Genomic DNA, 23,087 nt, shown 5'->3' on the forward strand with positions numbered 1-23,087 from the left:
TGCGGTAACAGTTCCAGTATATAGCAGTTGACAGTTGACAGTTGACAGTTGACAGTTGACAGTTGACAGTTGACAGTTGACAGTGAACAGTGAACAGTGAACAGTGAACAGTGAACAGTGACTAATAACTAATGACTAATAACTAATGACTAATGACTAATAAAATAATCCAAGCAATTAAATCGAGCGGTATTTTAGGGGCGATCGCCTCTTTGACGGTTTTGTTATTCGGCGGTTGGAGCGGCACTGTGATCGGCTGGCTGATGGGTACGGCTGCGGGCTTTATGAGCTGTCGGGATCAGAAGGTTTACAGCCCGAAAATGGGTGCGAGTATCGGCAGTTTAGCCGGTTTGGGATTGGGAGTTTGGCTGTTAGTTGCGAGTGTGGTAGAAGGGGTTTTGATTAGGCCTTTGTCTGGTCAACCTGCTGTTGCTTTGCCGACGACGCTGCTGTACGGGATTTGCAGTTTGACGATCGCAATTTTGACAGCTACGTTAATGGGTGCTTTGCAGGGTTTGCAGGGGGAACGCCAGCGACTGGCAACTCTGGTGACATTAGCTTTTATTCTAATTCTGTTTCCGTTTATCGACATTCAGGCTCAGACTGGCTGGATTGCTACTGTAGTACAGATTCAAATCTTTATTATGTTGGCGCTGGGTTTGAATATTACGGTGGGTTTTGCGGGTTTGTTGGATTTGGGATATGCGGCGTTTTTTGCGATCGGCGCTTACACGACGGCTTTGCTATCTTCTGGGCAGTTAAATATTGCTTGGAACTTTTGGGTGGTATTGCCGATCGCGGCCGGTGTAGCTGCGATCGCGGGCGTAATCCTGGGTATTCCGACACTGCGGCTCAAGGGCGATTATTTGGCGATTGTTACCCTCGGTTTTGGCGAAATTATCCCGGTTGTCTTTAGGAATTTAACCGCGATTCGCATCGACGAACCAGTCTCGAAGATTGTTGCGGCTGTTTTGGGTAAACCCGAGTTGGTGCTGTGTCTGGTTGGGTGCGATCGACCTTTTAACCTCACCGGCGGCGAAGCAGGAATAAACCCGATCGGGCGTCCATCTCTCCCCATCGTCGGCACTTTCAGCACCGGCAACTACTTTCCCTGGTACTACCTAATTTTGCTGCTAGTTGTCTTCGCTTACTTCATGATTTCGCGGCTGCGAGATTCCCGCTTGGGGAGGGCGTGGAATGCCATGCGCGAAGATGAATTAGCGGCTAGTGCGATGGGGATTAACCTGGTCAAAACCAAACTTTCGGCTTTTGCGATGGGAGCGACGTTTTCGGGGTTTGCAGGCGCGTTTTACGCCGCCTATATCAGCGCAATTTTTCCCAGCGTTTTCGATTTCTCGGTGTCGGTAATCATCCTGTGTATGGTGATTTTAGGCGGTTTGGGCAACATGACCGGGGTGATTTTGGGGGCTATCATTATCATGTCTGCCGATCGACTTTATCTGCCACAATTAGCGCAAGTCCTCAAGGGTTTTCTGAATACTTTTGTACTCCCCAGGATTGCAATTCCCCAGTTGCGAGACTTTCTGGCAACCAGTTTAGACCCGATTCAAATGCGCTTATTTCTATTCGGCCTAACTCTTGTTGTCATGATGCTTGTGCGGCCGGAGGGACTGATTCCTGATAAAATACACCAAGCTGAACTGCATTCGGATGCTGAAGCGAGCAATGAGTCTTTAGCAGATGCGAGAAGTCAATAAGTAGGTAAGGGCAAAAACCATAGTATTTTGTAGGCGGGTTTAGCTAAGAATCTAGGATGCAACTCACATTTTGCACCATTCTCAAGAACAGGCAAGATGCCTGTTCCACAATAAAATTCACTCTTTGTGGAACAGGCATCTTGCCTGTTCATAAAAACCTTATTTAGAATGGTGCAACATCTAAGATACAAGGGAGTTTAGGGGTGTAAAAACCCCCTCCCCATCTAATGTTTATTTGTAACCAACTACTTAGTAAGGGTGAAAGATTAGCCATGAAAAATGTAACTGGTACTGCTTTTATCGTTGCGGAATTTAGAGCAGAAGAGAATGAAGAGGCAATTCCTCTGTATACTGATCATGTAGTAAAAATATGGCTGAATGAGGAAACAAAAAAAGTAGCTAGCCACATAGCTCAAAGCTCTCCCGCCGCTAAAGAAATGGTTAAGTTGCGGACTAAATATTTTGATGATGTTTTGTCAAATCAAATTTTAGGAGGTTGCAAGCAAGTAGTTATTTTAGGTTCAGGCTTGGATACTCGCGCTGCTAGAATTAATGGCGAAAAAGTCACTTATTTTGAAATAGACGATCGCGCGACTTTTCAATTAAAAGAAGAAACTCTCAAAGCTAACAAAGTTACTGCTAATGTTCGCTACATCCCCGGCGATTACGTAAAAGACGGTTTAATCTCCTTGCTCAAACAGAGTGAATTTGATTTCGCTCGACCGACATATTTTTTGTGGGAAGGCAACACAACCTTGCTTGACAAAAAAGATGTAATATTTGTGTTAGAACAAATTCGCGACTATGTTGAGAATTTTCGATTGTCCTTTGATTATATGTCGGAAAAGGTAATTTTGAGAACAACGGGCTACCAAGATATCAATGATTACATAGATAAATACGAAAGTATGTATGCACGGTGGATTACTGGGTTTGAAAACATTGCAACTTTGGCTGACGAACTCAATCTCAAAGTTATTGAAAACTTTTCGACTGCCGATTTACACGCACAATATCGCCCTGGTCGTTCGCTAGAATCTAATCTTTTTAAGTTTTATTTTGTTTGTACTTTAGAAAATGTAGTAGGGTGCGTCAGTCAATAGATTTGACTCAAGTCACACAATTTGCTGCTGACGCACCTTATCAAATAGGAGTTTAGACTAAGCACAAGTTGACTCAGCTTTGTTAAGTTTCTTAATCTTCTGTCTTCGGAAAGCGCGTATCTTGGCTGTAGCCCATTAACGAAGGGGCAGCTATTAAAAAAGTGGTGCGCGATCGCTTAGTGTACAAACCAGAAGTAATAATATACTGTATAATTAAGTGTAATTCTTTACAAAGATACAATTTTAGTGTCAACTTTCGTTGGTAACGACAACTTAGAATATTCTTGTCCCAGAATCATGGAGGTCGTTGGTTATGGCAGACTACTCGCCAAGCCTGATTTTTACTTGGGAAATTGCCGCGGTTGAAGCTAAGGCAAGTAACGCTACCGAAATAGAGCCTTCCCATCTATTGATTGGACTGTGTAAGCTTTGCGATTTGGATTTAGAACGCTTCTTTACAACACCTCCTGTAGAAAAACAGGGTCAACGTCCTGAGTTCGAGGCTGACATTCTTGAGCTAAAGCAAAAGTTCCAACAAGCTGATATGAACCCGACAACCTTTCGCCGTCGCTTGCGATCCGTTGTTGCTAACCTTGGGCCAAATGTGGATACCGGGCGAGGAATGTCTCGCAGCCAAGAGTCGCGACAGGTTTTTCGGCGGGCAGAAGAGATTGCATGGAAACAAGGGAATCTCCCACGTCCTCATCACTTGTTACAGGCGCTGTTGGAATTGCCAGCACCTGCGTGGGCTAATATTCTCGAGGGAATGGATATTAGTAATATTCAAGAAAGCTTTTTCGGCGATGCAGCATCAGGTTTTGAAGAAACTATTAACACAGAAGCTGCTGAATCAAAGAACCTGCAAACTTTGAAGCAGACACCTTTTTTGGATCGCTTTGGGCGAGACTTAACCGATCAAGCGCGTGAGAACCAACTTGGCCCAGTTATCGGGCGGCGTTCTGAAATTCGCAGTTTGGCACAAGTGTTGATAAAGCACCGTCAGCAGAATGCGCTTTTGGTGGGTGAATCTGGCGTAGGCAAGACTTCTATTGTTAATGGATTAGCTCAGCGAATGGTGGGAACTAAAGCGTTGCCAGGGCTGGAGGATAAACGGATAGTAGAAGTGTCTTTTCCGGCATTGTTAACGGGCCTGAAAAATCAGAGCGAGATTGAGGAAAGATGCAGAACTGCGATCGAAGAGGCTTCAGGGGAAGATATCATCCTATTTATAGAGGAAATCCACAAAATTTTTGCTTCAGAAGCAGAACAGACGATCGCATTTGCTAATTTGCTCAAATTAGCTATAACACAGCGGAAGTTGCAATGTATTGGTACTGTATCGGGCGACGCAGACAGCCAAGTTTTGGGAACAGATGAATCATTGATGCGACACTTTCAGGTAATTCAGATTGACGAACCAACTCCTGAAGAAGCTATAGCCATCCTCAAGGGACTGCGATCTAACTTGGAGAAACATCACGGTTTAAAAATTTTGGATTCTGCTATTGAAGTATCGGTAGAGATGTCTGTGCGTTACTTGCCTGATGCTCACTTACCAGAAAAAGCCATTGACTCGATCGATCGAGCTTGTGCGAGTGTTCGCCTTGTTTCTCTTTCTGGCGGTAGCGATCCATTAATGGTTTCTAGCATTGGGCGCGAAGAAGTAGTCGCGGCGATCGCGCAACGCTGCGGGTTGCCTGTGGAACAATTGAATGAAGACGAGCGCATCCGCGTCGAACAAATGCAAGAAGCCATAAGTAAGCTTGTTTTCGGACGAGATGAAGCAGAAGCTATAACTCAGATCCAGGAATTACTCGAACAAGTTTCTCAAGCTGACCCTAGTACGGCTAATACAATAGAAATTGTTATGCAAACTGTACAGCGCCAGCCGTTGTTGAAAGTTCCAGAAGTAATTGAGCGGGTGATTAATCGCAATCCAGAACTCAAAGACAGGCTGCGCTCAGTGATGAAGCGAGCAACTCAGGAACCTTTGAGCAGAAAAATGTTACAAAAAATGCTCGTTGAAGGTGGAATTGAATTGCTAATGGCTGTTTATATGCCTGTGGGAATTCCTATAAAAATCCTCAAACTTTGGATTGAAGAAGCAGACAAAAAATCAGATAGTGAGAGAAAACAATAACTGATTAATTGCCAAACTAACTAAGAAAAAAATGTTCGAGCGATTTACTGAAAAAGGTATCAAAGTAGTGCTACTAGCACAAGAGGAAGCCCGTCGCTTAGGTCATAACTTTGTCGGTACGGAGCAAATTCTCTTAGGGTTAATTGGGCAAGAAACAGGGATGGCGGCGAAAGTCCTCACCGAGATGGGAGTAAAGCTAGACGATGCTCAGATAGAGGTTGAAAAAATCATTGGTCGAGGGTCAGAAGAAGTCAGTGAAGAAATTCCTTTTACTCCACGAGCAAAGAAACTTTTAGAACTGTCCCTGCAAGAAGCAGAACAATTAGGTCACGACTATGTTGGTACAGAACATCTGTTGTTAGGTTTGATTCGGGAAGGAGACGGGGTTGCTCTTAGAGTTTTGGAAAATTTACGGATTAAGCCGCCCAAAGTCCGCACCTCTGTTCTGAGAATGTTGGCAGATGAAGCTGAAAAGTATGAAGAGCAATTATTGGTGAGTCAGAAACTAGATAATGATGTCCCAGAGGAAAATAGTTCGCTACAGCCTGATTCAAATTTGGGAGAATTGGAGAATCTACAGCCAGAATTGGCATCCAATATCTATGCTGGACTGTATATAGATCCATCTTCTGTTGTACAAGCTGAGGTAGAGGTTCCTGATGAGTGGGAAGTGGGCGATCGCCTGCTCAATTTGTACGAAGTAACAGGTATCCTTGGCACAGGTGGCTTCGGAAAAGTTTATAAAGTCCTCCACACTGGCTGGAATATCAGTCTAGCTGTCAAGACTCCTCAAGCAGAGCAACTTGAAAAAATTGGTGGAGTCGAGAATTTTATCCGAGAGGCTGAGACTTGGGTAAAACTGGGTTTGCATCCCCATATTGTCACTTGCTTCTACGTTCGCAAGTTAGGCAAAAGCCCCCGCGTGTTTGCGGAATTTGTCGGCGGGGGAAGTTTGCATGATTGGATTTACGGAAAAGATGGGGAACTGCCAAAGCTTTATGAAGGGGGACACGCTGAGTCTTTCAAGCGAATTCTTGATATTGCGATTCAGTTTGCTTGGGGACTGCATTACTCCCACGAACAGGGGTTAATTCATCAGGATGTCAAGCCTGGTAATACGATGATGACTCTTGATGGAACGGTTAAGGTGACGGATTTCGGATTGGCAAGGGCGCGTCCTATACAAGTTAGCGCAATAGAAGGATCGCCTGACCAAACTTTGCAAGTTGAAGGAAGTGGCAGTACACCCGCTTATTGCTCTCCAGAGCAATATCTCCAACAAACCTTGACGCGACGCACTGACTTATGGAGTTGGGCATTATCGGTTTTAGAAATGTTTAAGGGAGGACGGCGATGGGATGTGGGGGTGAAAGTTGCTTATGCTCGTGAGTTCTACATCATAGAAAGCGAACCGCTGCAAGAGAATACGCCACCTTTGCCGCAAAGCGTAGCCGAACTGCTATGGGTATGTTTGCGAGAAGACCCAGAACGCCGTCCCCGCACGATCGTGGATGTGGCAAATGCGCTGAAAGTTATTTACCAGCAGGAGATGGGAGAAGCATATCCTCGTCCTCAACCAGAGGCGGGTAAAGATATTGCAGACAGTCTCAATAACCGAGCGGTGTCGTTGTTGGATTTGGGTCAGATAGAAGAGGCGATGCACTTGTGGGATCGGGCTTTAGAAGTTAATCCACTACATCCAGAATCGACCTACAATCGGGGCTTGATTTTGTGGAGAGCCTGCCGAATTACTGACGATATTTTAGTCAAGGATTTGGAGAAAGTGCGGGATGCGAATGTTGAGAATTGGAACGCTCACTACCTGCTGGCGTTGGTGCATTTAGAGCGGAATAATTGTGAGGAGGCTATTAAGTCTCTGAACCAGATTCCGGCAGAGCAGGTGCAGCAGTCAGAAGTACAAAAGGCGCTGCGTTTAGCTCAAGAAAGATTACCTAACTCAAATCGGTTTGAGAAGGAGTTGATAGATTGGGATATCGATCTTCCTATAAGATCAGTTGGGATTACTTCAGATACAAAGTATGGATTATCTATAAGCTATATATCTCTAAAAAATATAACAACAAACGAGTCTAAACTTTATGTATGGGATTTACAAAGTGGGCAGGTTCATAAATCTTTTACGATGGAAGGTTTGTGCTTGTTAACATCTATTTCTGTAAGATCGGATAGTTATTCCGTTCTCGTAAATGGTGCTATTAATGGTTCACAACACCAATTATGGGATATTAACCAAGGATATATCAGAGAATTCAAAGAAGAAGGAAAATCTTATGAATCTAGTTCTATTGGTCACTTGAGTGTAAATGGACAGCTTGTTATATTCGGTAACAATAACGGAACCATAGAGCTATGGGATATAAAAACTAGAGAAATCAGAGGAAATTTTACTAGGCATGAAGGTAAGGTAAATTCTATAGCTTCTACTCTTGAAGGCAATTTTATTCTTTCTGGTAGTGATGATAAAACTCTTAAACTATGGGATGTAGAACAGGGTAAATGTCTACAAACTTTTGTAGGTCATACAAAGGCAGTTCAGTCAGTTTGTCTCAATCCTGATGGGCTATATGCTATTTCTGGGAGTTTAGATAGTACGTTAAAACTTTGGGATACGAGTACAGGTGAATGTCTGAAAACGTTTGAAGGTCACAAGGATCAAGTTTGGTCAGTTTGTTTTAGCCCTGATGGTAAATTTGCTCTTTCTGGCAGTTTAGATGCAACTTTGAGACTGTGGGATGTGGCTACAGGAAGATGTTTACACACTTTTATTGGGCATGAAAAAGCTATTTTTTCAATTTGTCTAAGTGCGAATGGTCGAACAGCTTTATCAGGTAGTGCTGATACAACTATTCAGATGTGGTCTGTTGGTTATCCATCAACTCCCTATTTTGCTCCTATTAGGTTATGCCAGGTTATTGAAACTGAAAAGATAATTGCCACCAATCAAGCTTATGAACAGGAATTAGCAGCAGCCCAGATAGCTTTTTCCCAAGGCGATATGCTGGCATACGGTCAACATATAGCAACAGCTCGCTCTCTACCGGGATATGACAAAAGCAAAGAATTATTCACTGCTTGGACTAGCCTTTATCAAAATTTTCCTAAACTTTCTCTGAGAAGTGCATGGGAAGGTGAAACTTTTTTAGAGCATGGTTCAAGAGTAACCTCTATTTGCTTTAGTTTTGACGCAAAATCAGTTTTGTCTAGCAGTGGTGATGGAAAAATATTACTTTGGGATATAGAGTCAAGGCAAATTATCCAGAGATTTGAAGGACACGAAGCAGGTGATACCGTAGCCTATCTCAGTCGGGATGCGAGATATATTTTATCTGGTAATTGGAATGATAAAATGCTCAAACTTTGGAATGTAGAAACAGGTAGGTGTATTCGTAATTTTGAAGGACACACTGATGGGATAACGTCAATATGCTGGACTTCAGATACCTACTTTGCCTTGTCTGGAAGTTTAGATGGCACTATTAGGCTATGGGATGTTCAAACAGGCCGTTGTTTACGAGTTAATAAAGGACATGGGAATAAAGTTTATCATCTTTGCTTGAGTCCTGATGAGCAGTATTATTTGTCAGCGAAAAGACAGATAAAAATCTGGAAACTTTCGACGAATAGCTACCTGTCTAGTTACTCAAAAAACAACCTAGTAGATATTTACTCAATGCAGATGAGTTTGGATCTGAAATATATCCTAGTAGCTGGAAATTATGAAAATTTTCAGCTTTTAACCACTAAAACTGGTGTGGTTCGAGAATTTAAGGGTCACACAAAAAAAGTATTTTCAGTTTGCTTCAGCCCAGATGGAGAATATGCACTTTCTGGAAGTGTAGATAATACAGCGCGCCTATGGGATGTCAAGACTGCAAAATGTTTACGGATTTTTGAAGGACATATAGATAGTATTAGATCGGTATGCTTTAGCCCAGATATGAAATACGTCTTATCCGGATCTTGGAATGGAGAAATTAAAGTCTGGTTTTTAGATTGGCAACTGAGAAAATGTGAAAAAGAAGACGATCAAAAAATTCAAACATATTTAGTGAATTTTTTGGCACTAAGTACGCCATATGTTGCTAGCTTGCCAACAGATACAAAACCAAGTGAGGAAGAGATTACTAAAGCACTAACTCGTGATGCTAAGTCTAAAAGTGATGAGGAGTGGAAAGATGCAATTTCTCTGAGTTTAGGGAAAAGTCTTGATCGAGACTTTCTGACTCGTATTGAGAATAGTATTTTTTGGTCTGAACAGGAATTTCAAAATTTACTTATAACTTTATCATTTGCAGGTTACGGTTCAATTAAGCCTAATGATATTAACGCTAGACTTTTTTCTCTTTTTATCATAAATCCTCTGAATTTGCTGTTTCATTTTTCATCCCCTTTCGAGCATTACGTCAAAGTAAGAGAAGATATCAACACTTTATTGATTAGAGCAGCTATCTGTATAACAACTCTTTATGCACTAACAAATTATCTTAGTTTAAGCCTGTTCCTATCAATTATCATAGCCATTCTTATATCCTTTGTATTCCCAATATTATCCTTCCCTATCGCTATCTTTGTTGCTCCTATTTTGATTGGTCTGCAAGAACTTTATAGCTGGTTACAGCCATACATAGTAAAGGGTGTAAAGTTCGTGGGCAGTGTATATAATTTTATTTCAATTGAAGCATTCCTGGCAGTCACATTTGTATGCTCTTACGCCCTTTTCTTCTATACTATTGTAGACTTGTGGGACTTTGCTTTATGGCGAGCATTCTTCTTATCGATTATTCCGGCCATGTTGCTGAGTGATGTGATAGATAGATTATTGGGTGAGAAAAAGAGAAAAGATAATAAATTGTTATTTTGGATATTTTATGTGCTGTCTATGGTAATTTTGACGCATATTTTTAGTCTTGGCTGGCTGATTTCTTATTGGCTATCTATCCCTTTAGCTATAGTATTTCCAATTTCCTTTTGCAAAATATTCTATAAACTCGTTAAGCCCACGAGAAAGTCTTAATCAAAATTAGGAGGAAATTTAAGATGGCTTATAGCGATTTCAAACTGAATGAACTGGTCAAACAATTTGACTTAACTCTAAACGAAAACCTAGATTCATTTGCTGATATACCCGAAGTAGAACCTAGTGAAACTATTAAACTTTCATTGAAGAAAAATGCTTCAGTAGCTTTAGACATAAACACAGAAAAAGCCCGCTCCGAGATGATTATTGCTCCAATATTACTGGAAGTCAGGCGACAGGTTAATTATCAAGTTGGTCTATTCTCTGGTTCCGAATTTAATGTCGCTCCAGAAAAGGGATTAAATGGGACTTGTGATTTTTTAATGAGTTTGTCACCAGAAAAATTGTTGATCAAAGCACCTATTATTATGCTTGTTGAGACCAAAAAAGAAGATATTAAAGCTGGGCTGGGACAATGCGTAGCCCAAATGTTAGCGGCTCAGTTGTTTAACGAACGAGAAGAAAATGAAATTAAAACAATTTATGGAGCCGTAACATCATAAATTGGAGATTTGTGAAATTAGAGGGCAAGATTGTGTATATTGATACGATCGAGTATTATCTGAGAGATGTGGAAAAAATTTTAGGCATCTTATTAAGCCCTCTTCCTTCAGTGCAAAAATAACAATAATCTCTTTATCCTCAAACTTGTCAACCATGTTAAGTCAAATTATTCTCACCATCACTTCTGGAAAACTCGCCGATCAAAAATTTATTTTCAATGAAATTATTACTACAATCATCGGTCGCGCTGATGACTGCCAGCCCAAGCTGCCTAATGACGAAGCTCATAGCACTATCTCGCGCTATCACTGCGTACTTGATATCAACCCGCCAAACATCCGGGTGCGAGACTATGGCAGCCTAATGGGTACTTATGTTAACGGTACCTCGATCGGACAGCGCAAAGAAGGTCAAAACCCAAACAGCGAACAGGACTATCCCTTTTGCGATTTGAAAGAGGGCGATGAATTTTGTATTGGAAATATTGTATTTAGAGTCAGCATTGAAATAGTTAGTGATGCGGAAATACAACCAGAAAAGATAGCTATTTCGGCTATTGAATCTGATACCTTTGAAATTCTCAAACGCTTATTGCAACAAGCAAAAACAGGCGAACCTAATCTGTCTGCAATCCAAGGCTACAGAATCTTAAAAGAATTAGGCAAGGGAGGATTCGGTGCGGTTTATTTAGCTTGCTATAACGATACAGAAGAGGAAATAGCACTTAAAGTAATGCTGCCTCAACGCGCAGCCGATCGCCGCGCTAGCAACTTGTTTTTACGCGAAATAGAAAATACTAAACTCCTTCAACATCCCAATTTAGTGAAACTGCGGGATTCTGGCGAGTTTGACGGTACTTTCTTTTTCACTCTAGATTATTGTAACGGTGGCAGTATTGCCCAATTAATGCGACAGCAGAGTGGTCGATTGCCTCTTGATACTGCCCTAGAGATTATTTTTCAAACCTTAGACGGTCTGGAATACGCCCATAATATAGAACTCCCTCCAGTTAATTTACCTGATGGTACGGTTAAACAGGCACGGGGTCTGGTTCATCGCGACCTCAAACCCAGTAACATATTTCTAACTACTGTTGGAGGTAAAGCGATCGCAAAGGTGGGAGATTACGGCTTAGCCAAAGCGTTCGATTTAGCTGGTTTAAGCGGTCACACTCCAGATAACTCAAATGCGTGGGGGACACCTCATTTCATGCCCAGACAGCAGGTACTCGATTTCAAATACGTCAAACCAGATGTTGATGTTTGGGCTGCTGCAGCGTGTCTTTACAATATGCTTACTGGTTTGTATCCCCGTAATTTTCCCAAAGGTCAAGATGCCTTGGCAGTAGCATTAAACACCCAGCCGATTCCCATTCGCCAGCGAAATACTTTAATTCCAAAGAGTTTAGCAGAAGTCATTGACTTGGCGCTGATTGACAAACCTAGTCTCTGTTTCAAAACGGCTGCTGAGTTGAAGCAAGCATTACAGAGGGTGCTGTGATGCGTACTACTTCCATAGATAACCACACTTGCGCCTATGCTAGCCCTTCCCATCCAGGTGGCGTACAGCAGCACAATCAAGATCGTTGGCTTGCCGATCGCAAGGGCTTTTTATCGTTTCCGATGGCATTAGCAGCAGTCTTGCTTGTGAATTGGCGGCAACGATATTCAGGAAAGTGCGTGACGCCACAGCCCTGCTAGACTCCGCCTAAATCTATTTGCAGTCATGCACCCTACCGGAGAAGATCGAACCCCGGTATATTCAGGAAGGTGCGTGACGCCACAGCCCTGTTAGACTGGGCCCAAATCTATTCGCAGTCACGCACCCTACAGCAGAGGAAATAAAACCAAAATGTCATTATTAGAAGCACAGCAACTTACAATGCGATTCGGCGGTTTGACTGCCGTTAACCAGGTTAGTTTAACATTGGAAAAAGGCTCGATCGCCAGTTTGATCGGCCCCAACGGTGCCGGAAAAACTACATTTTTTAATATGCTGACAGGTATCTACAAACCGAGTGCGGGTCAGTTGCTCCTAGAACAGAAGAATATAACGGGTTTGCCTCCGGATCGCCTGACAACTTTCGGCATTGCTAGAACGTTTCAAAATATCCGCTTGTTTAACAACATGACTGTGCTGGATAATGTTTTAGTAGGTAGACACTGCCGATTAAAAACAGGTTTGTTGGGTGCAATCCTCCGCCCTCCCACTGCCAATCTGGAGGAGCGGGAAGCTAAAATAAAAGCGCTCACTATGCTTGATTTTGTCGGTTTAGGTGCTTCTAAAGCGCCGGAGTTGGCAAAAAACCTTTCCTACGGCGACCAGCGTAGATTGGAAATTGCCAGGGCTTTGGCTTCCGATCCGAAAGTGTTGCTTTTGGACGAACCGACGGCAGGGATGAACCCGAACGAAACGGCTGATTTAACTCGCTTTATTTACCGGATTCGCGATGAGTTGAATTTGAGTATTTTGCTGATTGAACATGATATGAAAGTGGTGATGGGAATTAGCGATCGCGTTAGTGTTATGGAGTACGGTACTAAAATTGCTGAGGGAACTCCGGCAGAAGTTCGCGCCGATCCCCGCGTGATTGAGGCATATTTAGGAAAAGAAGAAGATGGACATGGTTAATGGGTAAATATCTCCATATTTTGATTAAGATTTAGGTAAAGATAGCCCACAAAGAGCAATTATGTTGGAAATCAAAGACATTCACACCTACTACGGAAATATCCACGCTCTCAAAGGAGTATCGCTAACAGTCTCGCAGGGAGAAGTTGTGACATTAATCGGCAGCAACGGGGCGGGGAAAACGACCACTCTCCGCACGATTCAAGGACTGCTGCGCCCGCGCCAAGGCACTGTATTATTTGAGGGAAAGCCTTTAGAAGCACTATCTACAGAGGCGATCGTCCGTTTGGGGATTTCTCAAAGTCCCGAAGGGCGGTTGATTTTTCCGCGCATGACGGTGCAAGAAAACCTGGAAATGGGTGCTTATCTCCGCAACGATACTCTCGGTATCAAGTCAGATATGGAAAAAGCATTAAATTTATTTCCCCGTTTGCGAGAAAGAATTAGTCAAAAAGGGGGAACTCTCAGCGGCGGCGAACAGCAAATGTTGGCGATCGCCCGGGCTTTGATGTCGCGCCCCCGCTTGTTATTATTGGACGAGCCGAGTATGGGATTGGCACCGATGTTAGTCAGTCAAATTTTTGCGATCGTCCGTGATATTAATGCTGAAGGAACAACTATTTTACTGGTGGAACAAAACGCCCGTATGGCTTTAAGTGTAGCCCACCGCGGCTATGTCATCCAAACCGGTCAGGTTGTAGTTGCTGGTACGGCTAGCGATTTGCAGTCAAATGAAACTGTTCGCAAAGCGTATTTAGGTGAAAGTTAAATATGGGCATGGGGCATGGGGCATTGGGCATTGGGCATGGGGCATGGGGCATTGGGCATGGGGCATGGGGCATTGGGCATGGGGCATGGGGCATGGGGCATGGGGCATGGGGCATGGGGCATGGGGCATGGGGCACTGGTTATTGGTTATTGAAACTGACAAATAACCAATAACAACCAACAAATAGAAAATAACAAATAACAAATAACCTCTTACCAAGAAACTGGGTCTAAAGCCCCGTCCTTATAGGACGGCTTTAATTATAAGTAATATGAATAATTATTAAATATACAGACTTGTAAGTAAAAGTTTTAGCAAAAGTGAGAGACTATTCCAATGATAGTTTTAGAGTTTAAGTTGAAGGGCAAAGCGGAACAATATCGAATCATAGACGACATGATTCGGACGGCTCAATTTGTCCGAAATAAAACTCTTAGACATTGGGTAGACAATCAAGGGATTAAGCTAGTAGACCTGTACAAACAATGCGCGGTTATGGCAAAAGAGTTTGAATGGGCGGGCAAGCTTAATTCGACGGCACGTCAAGCTTCAGCGGAACGTGCCATTTTTGCTATCCAACGTTTCTTTGCTAATTGCAAAAGGAAAAAACCCGGAAAAAAGGGATATCCACAGTACAAGAAACATACTCGTTCCGTTGAGTACAAGCAATCCGGTTGGGCGCTTTCTACCGACAAAAGATGTCTAACATTTAAGGACGGTTTTGCTGCTGGGAGATTTAAGTTAATCGGCAGTCGGGATTTGCATTTCTATGCGCCCGATGAGATTAAACGAATCAGGGTTGTGCGTCGTGCCGACGGATACTACGCCCAATTCTGCATCAACGTTGAACGAAAAGAGGAACCCGTTTCTACTGGTAAATTTATTGGCATAGATGTCGGGTTAAACCACTTCTATACTGACAGCGACGGTGAAACAGTTCCTAATCCTCGGTATCTCAGAAAAAGTGAAAAAGCTTTGAAGAGATTGCATCAGCGAGTTTCTCGGAAAAAGAAAGGTTCCAGAAACCGGAAAAAAGCGCTCAACAAGTTAGGAAGAAAGCACCTAAAGGTTAGTCGGCAGCGTAAAGACTTCGCCATAAAGACGGCCTTGTGCGCGGTGAAATCTAACGATTTCGTAGCCTAGGTCGAACTTCAGGTGCGGAACATGGTTAAAAACCACAAGCTCGCTAAATCAATTAGCGATGTGGCGTGGTCATTGTTTGCTCAATGGTTGGAATATTTTGGAAAAGTGTACAGCAAAACAGTAATTGCTGTTCCACCTCAGTACACTTCCCAGGATTGTTCAAATTGTGGAAACCTAGTCAAGAAAACTCTGTCAACTCGAACCCATATTTGTAGTTGTGGTGCGGTGTTAGATCGCGATCACAATGCCGGAAAAAACATTTTGGTAAAGGGTTTGAAGCAGGCAGGAATCAATTTAAATACGGTGGGGCACACCGGAATTCACGCTGGGGGACAGACCGATCTCTACTCGCTGGTGGTGACAAAACAGAGATAAGTTCGACTGGATGATCCAAGAATCCCTGCGCCTTCATGTCAGGGAGTGTCAACCTATTTGCGATCGCAACTTCCCCGTTTCCAATTCCGTCTCAAAAGCCGCCCGCACCTTTTCCCACTCCGCTTGGGCTTCCAACAGGCGATCGCGCGCCGTACTCACATCAAAAACCTGTTCCCCTCCAGACTCAACCGCCGCGCGACCCATATACTCCAACTCCTTGCAAACAGCAGAAAAAGACACGGCTCCTAAATTGGCGCTGCTCGACTTCAGCGTGTGAGAAGCCAGCTTCAAACTATCAGCATCGCCCAGAAAAATAGCCTCCTTAATAGTTTCTAAATGTTGCGGTGCGTCAACCAAATATATCTTAATCAGCTCCCCCAAAAAATCGGGGTCTTCATCATCATCTAGCTCGCGGAGATTTTGCAAAATATGAAAATCAATCGGCGAATCGGCTCCCGGTTGAACGCTCGAAGATGCCGCAGTATCACTGTCAATGTCATCAGAAATATCTTGATTGTTTTCCTCTGTTACCGCATCCAATTCATCCCGAATCAGAGGTGAACACTTGCTCAAGGCGATCGCCAACTCTTCCCGGCGTACCGGCTTAGTAATATAATCGTCCATACCTGCTTCCAGACACTTTTCGCGATCGCCCTGCATCGCATTAGCAGTCATCGCAATAATTCTCGGCTTCTTGTTAGCCGGCCATTCCTGACAAATGCGGCGCGTCGCTTCCAACCCATCCATGTTCGGCATCTGCACATCCATCAGCACAACATCGTAAGATTGCCGCTTCAGCGCCTCCAAAACCTCCAACCCATTACCCGCAATATCAGCCCGATATCCTATCCTGTCGAGTAAATGCGTAGCAACTTTTTGATTCACCACATTGTCCTCAGCCAGCAAAATCCGAATCTGACTAGAATTAGTTCCATCCTGTCCGGCAGAATTCGTCGCCACCTGCCTCAAAACAGCAGGCGTCCGCTGCACGCGGTGTTGTTCTTGAGAATTTTCAAAATACTTCAATCCCGAAGTCAAAGTCACCACATTTGAAGCTTCTCCCCTACCGCTTCTGCCAGTAACATATCCAAAAACTTGCAGCAACACATTATAAAACTGGGACTGTTTTAAAGGCTTAGTTAAGAAAGCCGAAAAATGTACTTCGGTAGTTTCAAGTTTTTTCCAAACTTCCGCCTTACTTAAATAAGTAAACAGCACCAAAGGTAGTGCTATTTTGCGAGGGTTTTTAACGCTGACATTCGGATTTAGACCCTCGTCGCCAGAGAAATTGCTCAGCTCAAATTTCCGAATCTCCACAGCCAAAGCCACACCGTCCATATCTGGTAGATTCATCGCCAAAATAGCTAAATCGAGCGGCGAGTTTCCTTTGATGATTTCCAAAGCCTCAGCACCCGAAGTTACAGCCACGGGTATCATTCCCCAAGACTCTGCCTGACGGATCAAAACTTGCCGGTTAATGGCATGATGCTCAACAATTAACAAGCGCTTACCAGCGGCAAATTCGGGCCTTTTTTCCTCAGCCCGGATGTCATTCGCTTCCGCAGTCACCGTGAAATAAAAAATCGAACCCGAACCCGACATCGACGGCGGAGTAAATTCTGCAGGCGACCTTCCAGCGATACTTTGTCCGATCGCAGAAACTCCCGGATGAGACTTAGAACTCCCCGGACTTACCTGGCTGACGACCCACATTGTACCGCCCATCATATCGCTCAAACGCTGGCTGATAGCCAGTCCCAAACCCGTCCCGCCGTAATGTCGCGTTGTCGAAGCATCCACCTGCGAAAAAGCTTTAAACAGGCGATCCATCCGGTCTGGCGGAATGCCAATTCCTGTATCTTGGACAGCAAATTGAATCTCGTATTGTTTGCTACGTGCCAACTCTCCCTGGTTAATTACTAGCAGTTGTGGCGCTAGAATATTAATTTTATCGGGCGAACTGTTAGCAGCTACCGGTTCAATTTCCCTAGCCGTACAGCACACCACAATTTCTCCCGATTCTGTAAACTTAACTGCATTGCCCAGCAGATTTACCAAAATTTGGCGCAGCCTCGTGACATCTCCTAAAATGTTTTTCGGAACAGAATCATCAATAAAGTAAGCCAGCTCTAAACCTTTTTCTGAGGCTCTCGGAGCCAGTAATTCCAGAGATTCTTCTATACAGTTTTGCAGCTCGAAGGGGCTGCGTTCCAAATCCAATTTTCCCGATTCAATCTTGGAGAAGTCGAGAATATCGTTAATAATAGTCAGCAAAGCATCGCCGCTGGTACGAATTGTCTCCACAAAATCCCGCTGTTCAGGAGTTAGTTCCATATCCAGCAGCAAGCCAGTCATCCCGATGACCGCATTCATCGGAGTGCGGATTTCGTGACTCATAGTCGCTAAAAATTCGCTCTTCGCTCTATTAGCAACTTCCGCCGCTTGTCGCGCTTGCTCCAAAGCTTCATTTTGCTCGGCTAACTGTCGCTGTCGCTGAACTTCCGTTTCTAAAAGTTGTGCTTGAGCTAAGGTAATTCCGACTTGCGCGGCAACATCTTCTAATAGTTCAATTTCGTCTGGAGTCCACTGGCGAGTTGCATCGCACTGGTGCAAAGTAATAATTCCATTCGGTTCTCCTTGATAGGAAGTGCGAACAGACAACATAGATTTTAATCCGATGCGGCGGCACATCGGCCCCGAAGATTCGAGCAAAGGATCGGCAAACACATCGGGAGATGCCAGGGCTATATCTTCAGCGAGGAGTTTTTCTGTGTAGGGGTTATAAGTGACAGAAAGTTCTAAATCTAAAGCCGATTCGTGACCGGGTTCTAAGTATTCCGCGACGCAAGGAAGATGGGGATAAGGTTCGGAAAGATAGGTGTGAATTGTACAGCGATTGACACCAAATACGCGGCCGATTTGGGTGGCGGTAGTTTGAAAAATTTCTTGAGTGTCTAAGGTCGATCGCACTTTTTGAGTAATTTGTTTGAGTAGTAAAACGCGCTGGTACTGACGTTGCAAAGTTCGCTCTCGCTCTTCGCGGGCAATTTCTGCGCCGATGTAATTGCCCATCAACTTTAAAATTTCAAAATTCAGCGGTTTAAAAGGAGATTTAGTGGTGCGGGAAGTAAAGCTCAAAGTACCATAAACTCGCCCTTGCACTATTACCCTCGTGCCCACAAAAGCCTCCAACTTGCGGACACTGTAAGCGGGGTGGTTGCGCCACTGAGTAGTGCCGGCTGATTCGACAGAAATAGGTTCGCTCGATCGCAAAACCTCTCGCTCAAAGGTTCTGCTCAAAGCAAAACCGTCTCCTTTAGCAAATCCAAAGGGAAAATCTTCCGGTACATAAGCCGCAATCACTTCGTAGCGATCGCCCAAAACCCTGCCCAACAGCCCGATATCCATCCCAAACTGACTACAGCCCATTGCCAGCAACCGCATCGTTCGCTCGTCAAAAGAGCCTTCCGAGCTCACCATTACCTCGTAGAGCGATCGAATTGCCCGCTCGCTTTCCCGCAGTTCCTCAACTCCTTCGAGGCGGTTGTAGACATCGTGCAAAGTCCCGAAAATTCCCGCTATTTCGCCTTGGGAATTCCGGCGGACTTGGGCAAATAGTTCCACGGAAACAAAGCCGGAATTACTGTGAATTCCCAAGGAGTTTTTCTCCGAAACCGACTTAGACTTAAATCGCAGTTCTCGCCGTTCAAATTCCGACTTCCCGGACAGCAAAGACTCCAATAAATTTGTACATTGCTCGCGCTCATCTGGATGCACCCACTCTAAAAAATTAGTTTGCAAACTTTCGGAAACCGCATAATTAGTAATTTCCGTCCAAGCGCGGTTGAGGAATTTCCAAACCCCCGCCGCATCTATGTGGAAAATTACTGTTGCTTTCAAAGAGTCAAATAGATGGAATTGTTCTCGATCTTGCTCCCGGTTTTTGACTTCAAACTGCTTGTTTAGAGTAATATCTGTATGAGTTCCTACTACCCGCAGCGGTTTGCCAGTAACGCTGCGTAAAACTTGACCCCGGTTCAGCACCCACACAGTGCTGCCGTCTTTACAGTACATCCGATATTCTGCTGCAAAATCCGGTGTCTTTTGGGCGAAGTGTTCTTCTAAAGCTGCCTTTACCGAGTCAATATCATCTCGGTGGATGCGACTCCACCATTCCGATCGGCGATTCGAGATTTCCCCTTCTTGGTAGCCCAGCATTTCTTGCCAGCGCGCCGAATAAAAAAACTCATCTGTTTCGAGATTCCAGTCCCAAATTCCCTGATTGTTGACTGCAGGGGGGAGATTTGGCCTCTCTACGAAACTGTGGTGAGAAATTTCAGCCATCTCGTGGCTATTTGCTGCTGTCCGGTGTATTTCTGCTGAGAGTTTTTTGTATTGAGCGTTGCTAGATTCTAGCTGGCGCTGCAAAGCGATTAAGCCAGAATGCAGAGATTTTGAATCCAGCGCTTGTAAAAGGATAGTTTTAGGATTGATAATCCCGATCGGGTGATTTGTTTCGTTGATGACTAATAAAGGCAACTGGCAGTAGTGTTTTTGCAGCAGCGCGACGGCTGCTTCGAGGCTAGAGTGCGATCGCACCAGCGGCGGCGAACTGCTGCAAATTGCTCCCGCTCTAATTTTGTTAGAGTCTCTTCCCAGCGCCTGCAACTGCACGATATCCCGCGAACTTACCACCCCAACCAGTTTGTGAATGTTGGGATTTGTAAATTTGGAATTGTGAGCCCCACCAGTCGAGTGTTGATCGGGGGTTTCAGTGATTAATACATAACTAACATTGTGTCTAAACATCAGTTGCGCCAAATAGCGAACCGAAGAATTAGCAGGAGCGTGAATTATTCGTGAGCCTGCTATTTGAGGGATTTGATAAAGTTTAATTAAACTTGCGGGTAGCTCTACTTTCTGATGCACAATTGGCAGCGGCGGAGGGAACGCGAAAGCCGCAGGTGGCGAAGCGCTGCTAATTGCTTTTGGTGTCGATCCCCCAATTCCCTGCAACAAAAGCACCAAGCTTTGAGAGCTAATTAAACCGACAAGTTCTTCAGCCTCGCTGACGACGGGCAAATGGCTGATCTGATTTTTATCCAGCAGATTTGCTAAGGCAAAAAAGTCGGGAATTTCCGATTCTCGGGCTACAGTTACGGTTCTGATCATGATTTGCTCGATCGCAAATCCGCTCAAAGCAGCGCCGATCGAATTTAGCTGTACGACATCTCGCGTTGTAAAAATCCCCAGCACTGTCTGGCCGCCCGCATAGGGAGCTTTTGAGCCGTTGAGACGCAGCCCGTTGCCTCCTGCGTGTATCACACGCGGTATGCCGTTGTAGAAACCCGACTGTTCCCGCAATTGTGGGGAAGTCCCGTTCGTGGGATTTCCGAATTGAGAATTCCCGCGCGGTTCTACCACGAGGACGTAACTGGCTCCTGTGCTACTCATCAGCTCGATCGCCTTTTCTACGGGCGTCTCAGGGGTGACGGTGAGGGGATTGCGGTTGATGACCTGACTGAGGGAGGGAATAAACATCAGGGGGCATAAAAGTGATATTTGTTGGAAAAACCCGATCGCGAGCAGCAGGTTGATTGAGAGGCTTTACCCGCGAGATTTCCAAGCGCGCTCAAAGTTTCTGTACGATTAAACTTACCCCTACTTCCAGCATCTTGGCATTTAAAATTAATTCCGTGCCATATCCTGATAATTGACGGCTTCTGACTTTCAGAACCAATGCTATCTGCCAGAGGGATAGATGAAGGCGGGCGGGTAATTCCTCGCTTAGCATAACGGCCGCGGGTTTACGAGCAAGAATTTCTACGATTGTCTAGACTGCACCCTACTTTCTCGCCCTCAACCGAACTCTCGCTCGCATTCTGTTTGAGGCAAGATACCTGCACGCTACCAATTTACCAGCGACAGGAGGGGAATCACAACATGACATTTAGGTATTGCAACTGTGCAATTAGGGGTTCGAGGGTTCAAGGGTTCCAGGGTTCCAGGGCCCAACAGGCAGAAAATAAATAATTCTGAGCATAACTAATTCTATCGTATCGCAATTATGGCCCAGAGGATTTGAGCTTCAATTCTGGCGATCGAACTTGATGAGAATAGCGCTGTTCCCCGCCACTGCAAAACTTGCATTGCCGCCCTTGAGCCTTAAGCTACCAACAACCTCATCCATTGTTTTAGAACTGAACTCCCGCAGCGTGCCATTACCAGTTTTTATCAGCTCCGAAATATCAGCATTAACAGTGTAAGATGTTGCTCGGTCATTGACAACCAGCAAGTAAACATTCTTGCTAGCATCAAGAGTTGCAACTGCCATTAAATCCGAACTATTAGTGATAGGAAAAAAGGTAGCTTTCGCGCCCTGCAAAGCCCTAATTCCCATCCGCAAAGCATAGTAGCCTGCGCGCCGTTTTCCCCCGTCCCCTAGCAAACCTTCCGCCAGTCCCAGCTTTCCCCAGTCGTACAAACAGAATATGTGACTGCCGTCAATATAATTATCCCCCGGTTGAGAACCTCGAATCAAATTCTTAATCAAATTTAAAGCTAAAGATAAATCGCCGTAGCTCATGTTGTAAGTTCCCCATTCTCCTACCCAAAGCTGCGAGTTAGCGCGGACAGTACCGTTCATCCAGCCGCGAACTTTGCGGGTGTAGTTAGAAATATCTGCATCGTAGTTGTGGACATTGACTGTATCGAAATAATTAGGTATTTCTTGCAAAGCACTAGCCGGCCAATTGCTGCCGCCTATGGTTTTCGGGCCGTGGATGCGGTAAGTGCGCGAAGGCAAATAAGTTTTATAAACAAAGTCGATCGCATCTTTTGCCACCTTAACCAATTCAAAATAGTCAGCCCTAGTCCCGCCCCAACCCCGATCGCGATTGTCCGGTTCGTTGTGAATTTCCCAATCATCAACGCGGTAATCATTGCGAACATTCAGCCAATAAACTTTAGCCAAAACCTATTCCCACCACTCGTTCCAATCTTCTTTTGTGCGTGGCGGATTCAGTTGCAGCGCCCAACTCGGATTCCAGCTATTATCAACATTCCGAATACTCACAACCGAGCCAATATTTGCTTGTTTGAGACTATTAAAAATAGTTTTGGCATTGCGCCCAACTTTACCAGGTTTTCCCGACCACCAATAATCGCTACCCTGGGGCGGATGAGTCATAATCTGATCCCAATGCGCCCAATTAATTATATTTGGATTTGTCTTAAGCTGTCACGCATTTAAATTGCATATTCAGGGCGGGCTTTCTGGCCCAACCCCTACTCCCCACAAAGCTTAGATTATTTTTTGACATTCAATTTAAATGCACAACAGCTTAACTTGGGATATTTCGGGCCAGCCGTATTTACCATCATTTTCAGATTCCCATCGAGACATCCCGCCGTAAATGCGGTAGGTATTAATTCCCAAATCTGGCAAATCTTGGATGTCGAAATTGATATTGCCCTAGACGGCACCGATGTAGCGAGTGCTGACACCCGCAGCATTGCCGGAAATTTTAATTGTTTCGATGTTTTGAACAAAAATTGCCGTTGGGCTGTACAACTCAAGGCTGAGGGCGATTAAAATGGCGATCGTAAAATTCCGAATAATTCTTTTTGAGAACACTGGGTTAATCACTCATGACAAACTGCCTAA

The 23,087-nt window shown here is 44.4% G+C and carries 14 protein-coding genes and 2 pseudogenes; 12 read left to right on the forward strand and 4 right to left on the reverse strand.

What is annotated here, in order from left to right:
* The first annotated feature begins 152 nt into the window (after window positions 1-152).
* From QUB12_RS06515 to QUB12_RS06565, 11 genes and pseudogenes are all read left to right on the forward strand, one after another.
* Window positions 153-1,718 (forward strand): ABC transporter permease subunit, encoded by a 1,566-nt coding sequence (locus QUB12_RS06515; protein ID WP_333306044.1) that lies wholly within the window; start codon window positions 153-155, stop codon window positions 1,716-1,718.
* Window positions 1,719-1,990: 272 nt separating this feature from the next.
* Window positions 1,991-2,821, forward strand: coding sequence for a class I SAM-dependent methyltransferase (locus QUB12_RS06520; protein WP_333306046.1), 831 nt, complete (start codon window positions 1,991-1,993; stop codon window positions 2,819-2,821).
* Window positions 2,822-3,134: 313 nt separating this feature from the next.
* Complete coding sequence (locus tag QUB12_RS06525; RefSeq protein WP_333306048.1) at window positions 3,135-4,961, forward strand: AAA family ATPase; 1,827 nt, start codon at window positions 3,135-3,137, stop codon at window positions 4,959-4,961.
* A gap of 31 nt (window positions 4,962-4,992) precedes the next feature.
* Window positions 4,993-5,433: pseudogene (locus QUB12_RS06530) on the forward strand (Clp protease N-terminal domain-containing protein); the annotation flags it as partial.
* A complete protein-coding gene (locus QUB12_RS06535; protein ID WP_333306096.1) occupies window positions 5,413-9,996 on the forward strand; it encodes a protein kinase domain-containing protein in 4,584 nt (1,527 codons plus the stop codon). The pseudogene QUB12_RS06530 and the gene QUB12_RS06535, both read left to right, overlap by 21 nt.
* Before the next feature lie 23 nt (window positions 9,997-10,019).
* Window positions 10,020-10,502 (forward strand): hypothetical protein, encoded by a 483-nt coding sequence (locus QUB12_RS06540; protein ID WP_333306050.1) that lies wholly within the window; start codon window positions 10,020-10,022, stop codon window positions 10,500-10,502.
* 154 nt (window positions 10,503-10,656) lie between these two features.
* Window positions 10,657-12,003 carry a protein kinase domain-containing protein gene (locus tag QUB12_RS06545; RefSeq protein WP_333306051.1) on the forward strand — a complete coding sequence of 449 codons (1,347 nt, stop codon included), beginning with the start codon at window positions 10,657-10,659 and terminating at the stop codon, window positions 12,001-12,003.
* The gene (locus tag QUB12_RS06550; protein ID WP_333306052.1) at window positions 12,003-12,203 is read left to right on the forward strand and encodes a hypothetical protein; all 201 of its coding nucleotides are present in this window, start codon (window positions 12,003-12,005) and stop codon (window positions 12,201-12,203) included. The genes QUB12_RS06545 and QUB12_RS06550 overlap by 1 nt, the downstream gene beginning before the upstream one ends.
* A gap of 151 nt (window positions 12,204-12,354) precedes the next feature.
* Window positions 12,355-13,134, forward strand: a complete 780-nt coding sequence (locus tag QUB12_RS06555; RefSeq protein ID WP_333306053.1) for an ABC transporter ATP-binding protein — start codon at window positions 12,355-12,357, stop codon at window positions 13,132-13,134.
* A gap of 61 nt (window positions 13,135-13,195) precedes the next feature.
* A complete protein-coding gene (locus QUB12_RS06560; protein WP_006631855.1) occupies window positions 13,196-13,903 on the forward strand; it encodes an ABC transporter ATP-binding protein in 708 nt (235 codons plus the stop codon).
* A 336-nt stretch (window positions 13,904-14,239) separates the two neighbouring features.
* Window positions 14,240-15,421: pseudogene (locus QUB12_RS06565) on the forward strand (RNA-guided endonuclease InsQ/TnpB family protein).
* Window positions 15,422-15,469: 48 nt separating this feature from the next.
* On the opposite strand, the gene QUB12_RS06570 reads toward QUB12_RS06565, so the two are convergent.
* From QUB12_RS06570 to QUB12_RS06585, 4 genes are all read right to left on the reverse strand, one after another.
* Complete coding sequence (locus tag QUB12_RS06570) at window positions 15,470-20,962, reverse strand: response regulator (RefSeq protein ID WP_333306054.1); 5,493 nt, start codon at window positions 20,960-20,962, stop codon at window positions 15,470-15,472.
* Window positions 20,963-21,053: 91 nt separating this feature from the next.
* Window positions 21,054-21,215, reverse strand: coding sequence for a hypothetical protein (locus QUB12_RS06575; protein WP_333306055.1), 162 nt, complete (start codon window positions 21,213-21,215; stop codon window positions 21,054-21,056).
* Between the two features lie 294 nt (window positions 21,216-21,509).
* Entirely contained in the window at window positions 21,510-22,394 is an 885-nt protein-coding gene (locus QUB12_RS06580) for a hypothetical protein (protein ID WP_333306057.1), read from the reverse strand.
* A 3-nt stretch (window positions 22,395-22,397) separates the two neighbouring features.
* Window positions 22,398-22,610: a hypothetical protein gene (locus tag QUB12_RS06585; RefSeq protein ID WP_333145001.1), complete on the reverse strand. Its 213-nt coding sequence runs from the start codon at window positions 22,608-22,610 to the stop codon at window positions 22,398-22,400.
* A gap of 126 nt (window positions 22,611-22,736) precedes the next feature.
* Here QUB12_RS06585 and QUB12_RS06590 point away from each other — a divergent pair, with 126 nt between their 5' ends.
* A complete protein-coding gene (locus tag QUB12_RS06590) occupies window positions 22,737-23,015 on the forward strand; it encodes a hypothetical protein (protein WP_333145002.1) in 279 nt (92 codons plus the stop codon).
* The last annotated feature ends 72 nt before the right edge of the window (window positions 23,016-23,087 follow it).

This window comes from Microcoleus sp. B7-D4, assembly GCF_036705125.1.
In the GTDB taxonomy this organism is placed as follows: Bacteria; Cyanobacteriota; Cyanobacteriia; order Cyanobacteriales; family Microcoleaceae; genus Microcoleus.

Coding starts and splice junctions, on each gene's coding strand:
- QUB12_RS06545 (WP_333306051.1), top strand. CDS start 10,657: ATGTTAAGTCAAATTATTCTCACCATCACTTCTGGAAAACTCGCCGAT.
- QUB12_RS06570 (WP_333306054.1), bottom strand. CDS start 20,962: ATGTTTATTCCCTCCCTCAGTCAGGTCATCAACCGCAATCCCCTCACC.
- QUB12_RS06550 (WP_333306052.1), top strand. CDS start 12,003: ATGCGTACTACTTCCATAGATAACCACACTTGCGCCTATGCTAGCCCT.
- QUB12_RS06560 (WP_006631855.1), top strand. CDS start 13,196: ATGTTGGAAATCAAAGACATTCACACCTACTACGGAAATATCCACGCT.
- QUB12_RS06575 (WP_333306055.1), bottom strand. CDS start 21,215: ATGCTAAGCGAGGAATTACCCGCCCGCCTTCATCTATCCCTCTGGCAG.
- QUB12_RS06540 (WP_333306050.1), top strand. CDS start 10,020: ATGGCTTATAGCGATTTCAAACTGAATGAACTGGTCAAACAATTTGAC.
- QUB12_RS06515 (WP_333306044.1), top strand. CDS start 153: ATGACTAATAAAATAATCCAAGCAATTAAATCGAGCGGTATTTTAGGG.
- QUB12_RS06535 (WP_333306096.1), top strand. CDS start 5,413: ATGTTGGCAGATGAAGCTGAAAAGTATGAAGAGCAATTATTGGTGAGT.
- QUB12_RS06525 (WP_333306048.1), top strand. CDS start 3,135: ATGGCAGACTACTCGCCAAGCCTGATTTTTACTTGGGAAATTGCCGCG.
- QUB12_RS06555 (WP_333306053.1), top strand. CDS start 12,355: ATGTCATTATTAGAAGCACAGCAACTTACAATGCGATTCGGCGGTTTG.
- QUB12_RS06520 (WP_333306046.1), top strand. CDS start 1,991: ATGAAAAATGTAACTGGTACTGCTTTTATCGTTGCGGAATTTAGAGCA.
- QUB12_RS06585 (WP_333145001.1), bottom strand. CDS start 22,610: ATGACTCATCCGCCCCAGGGTAGCGATTATTGGTGGTCGGGAAAACCT.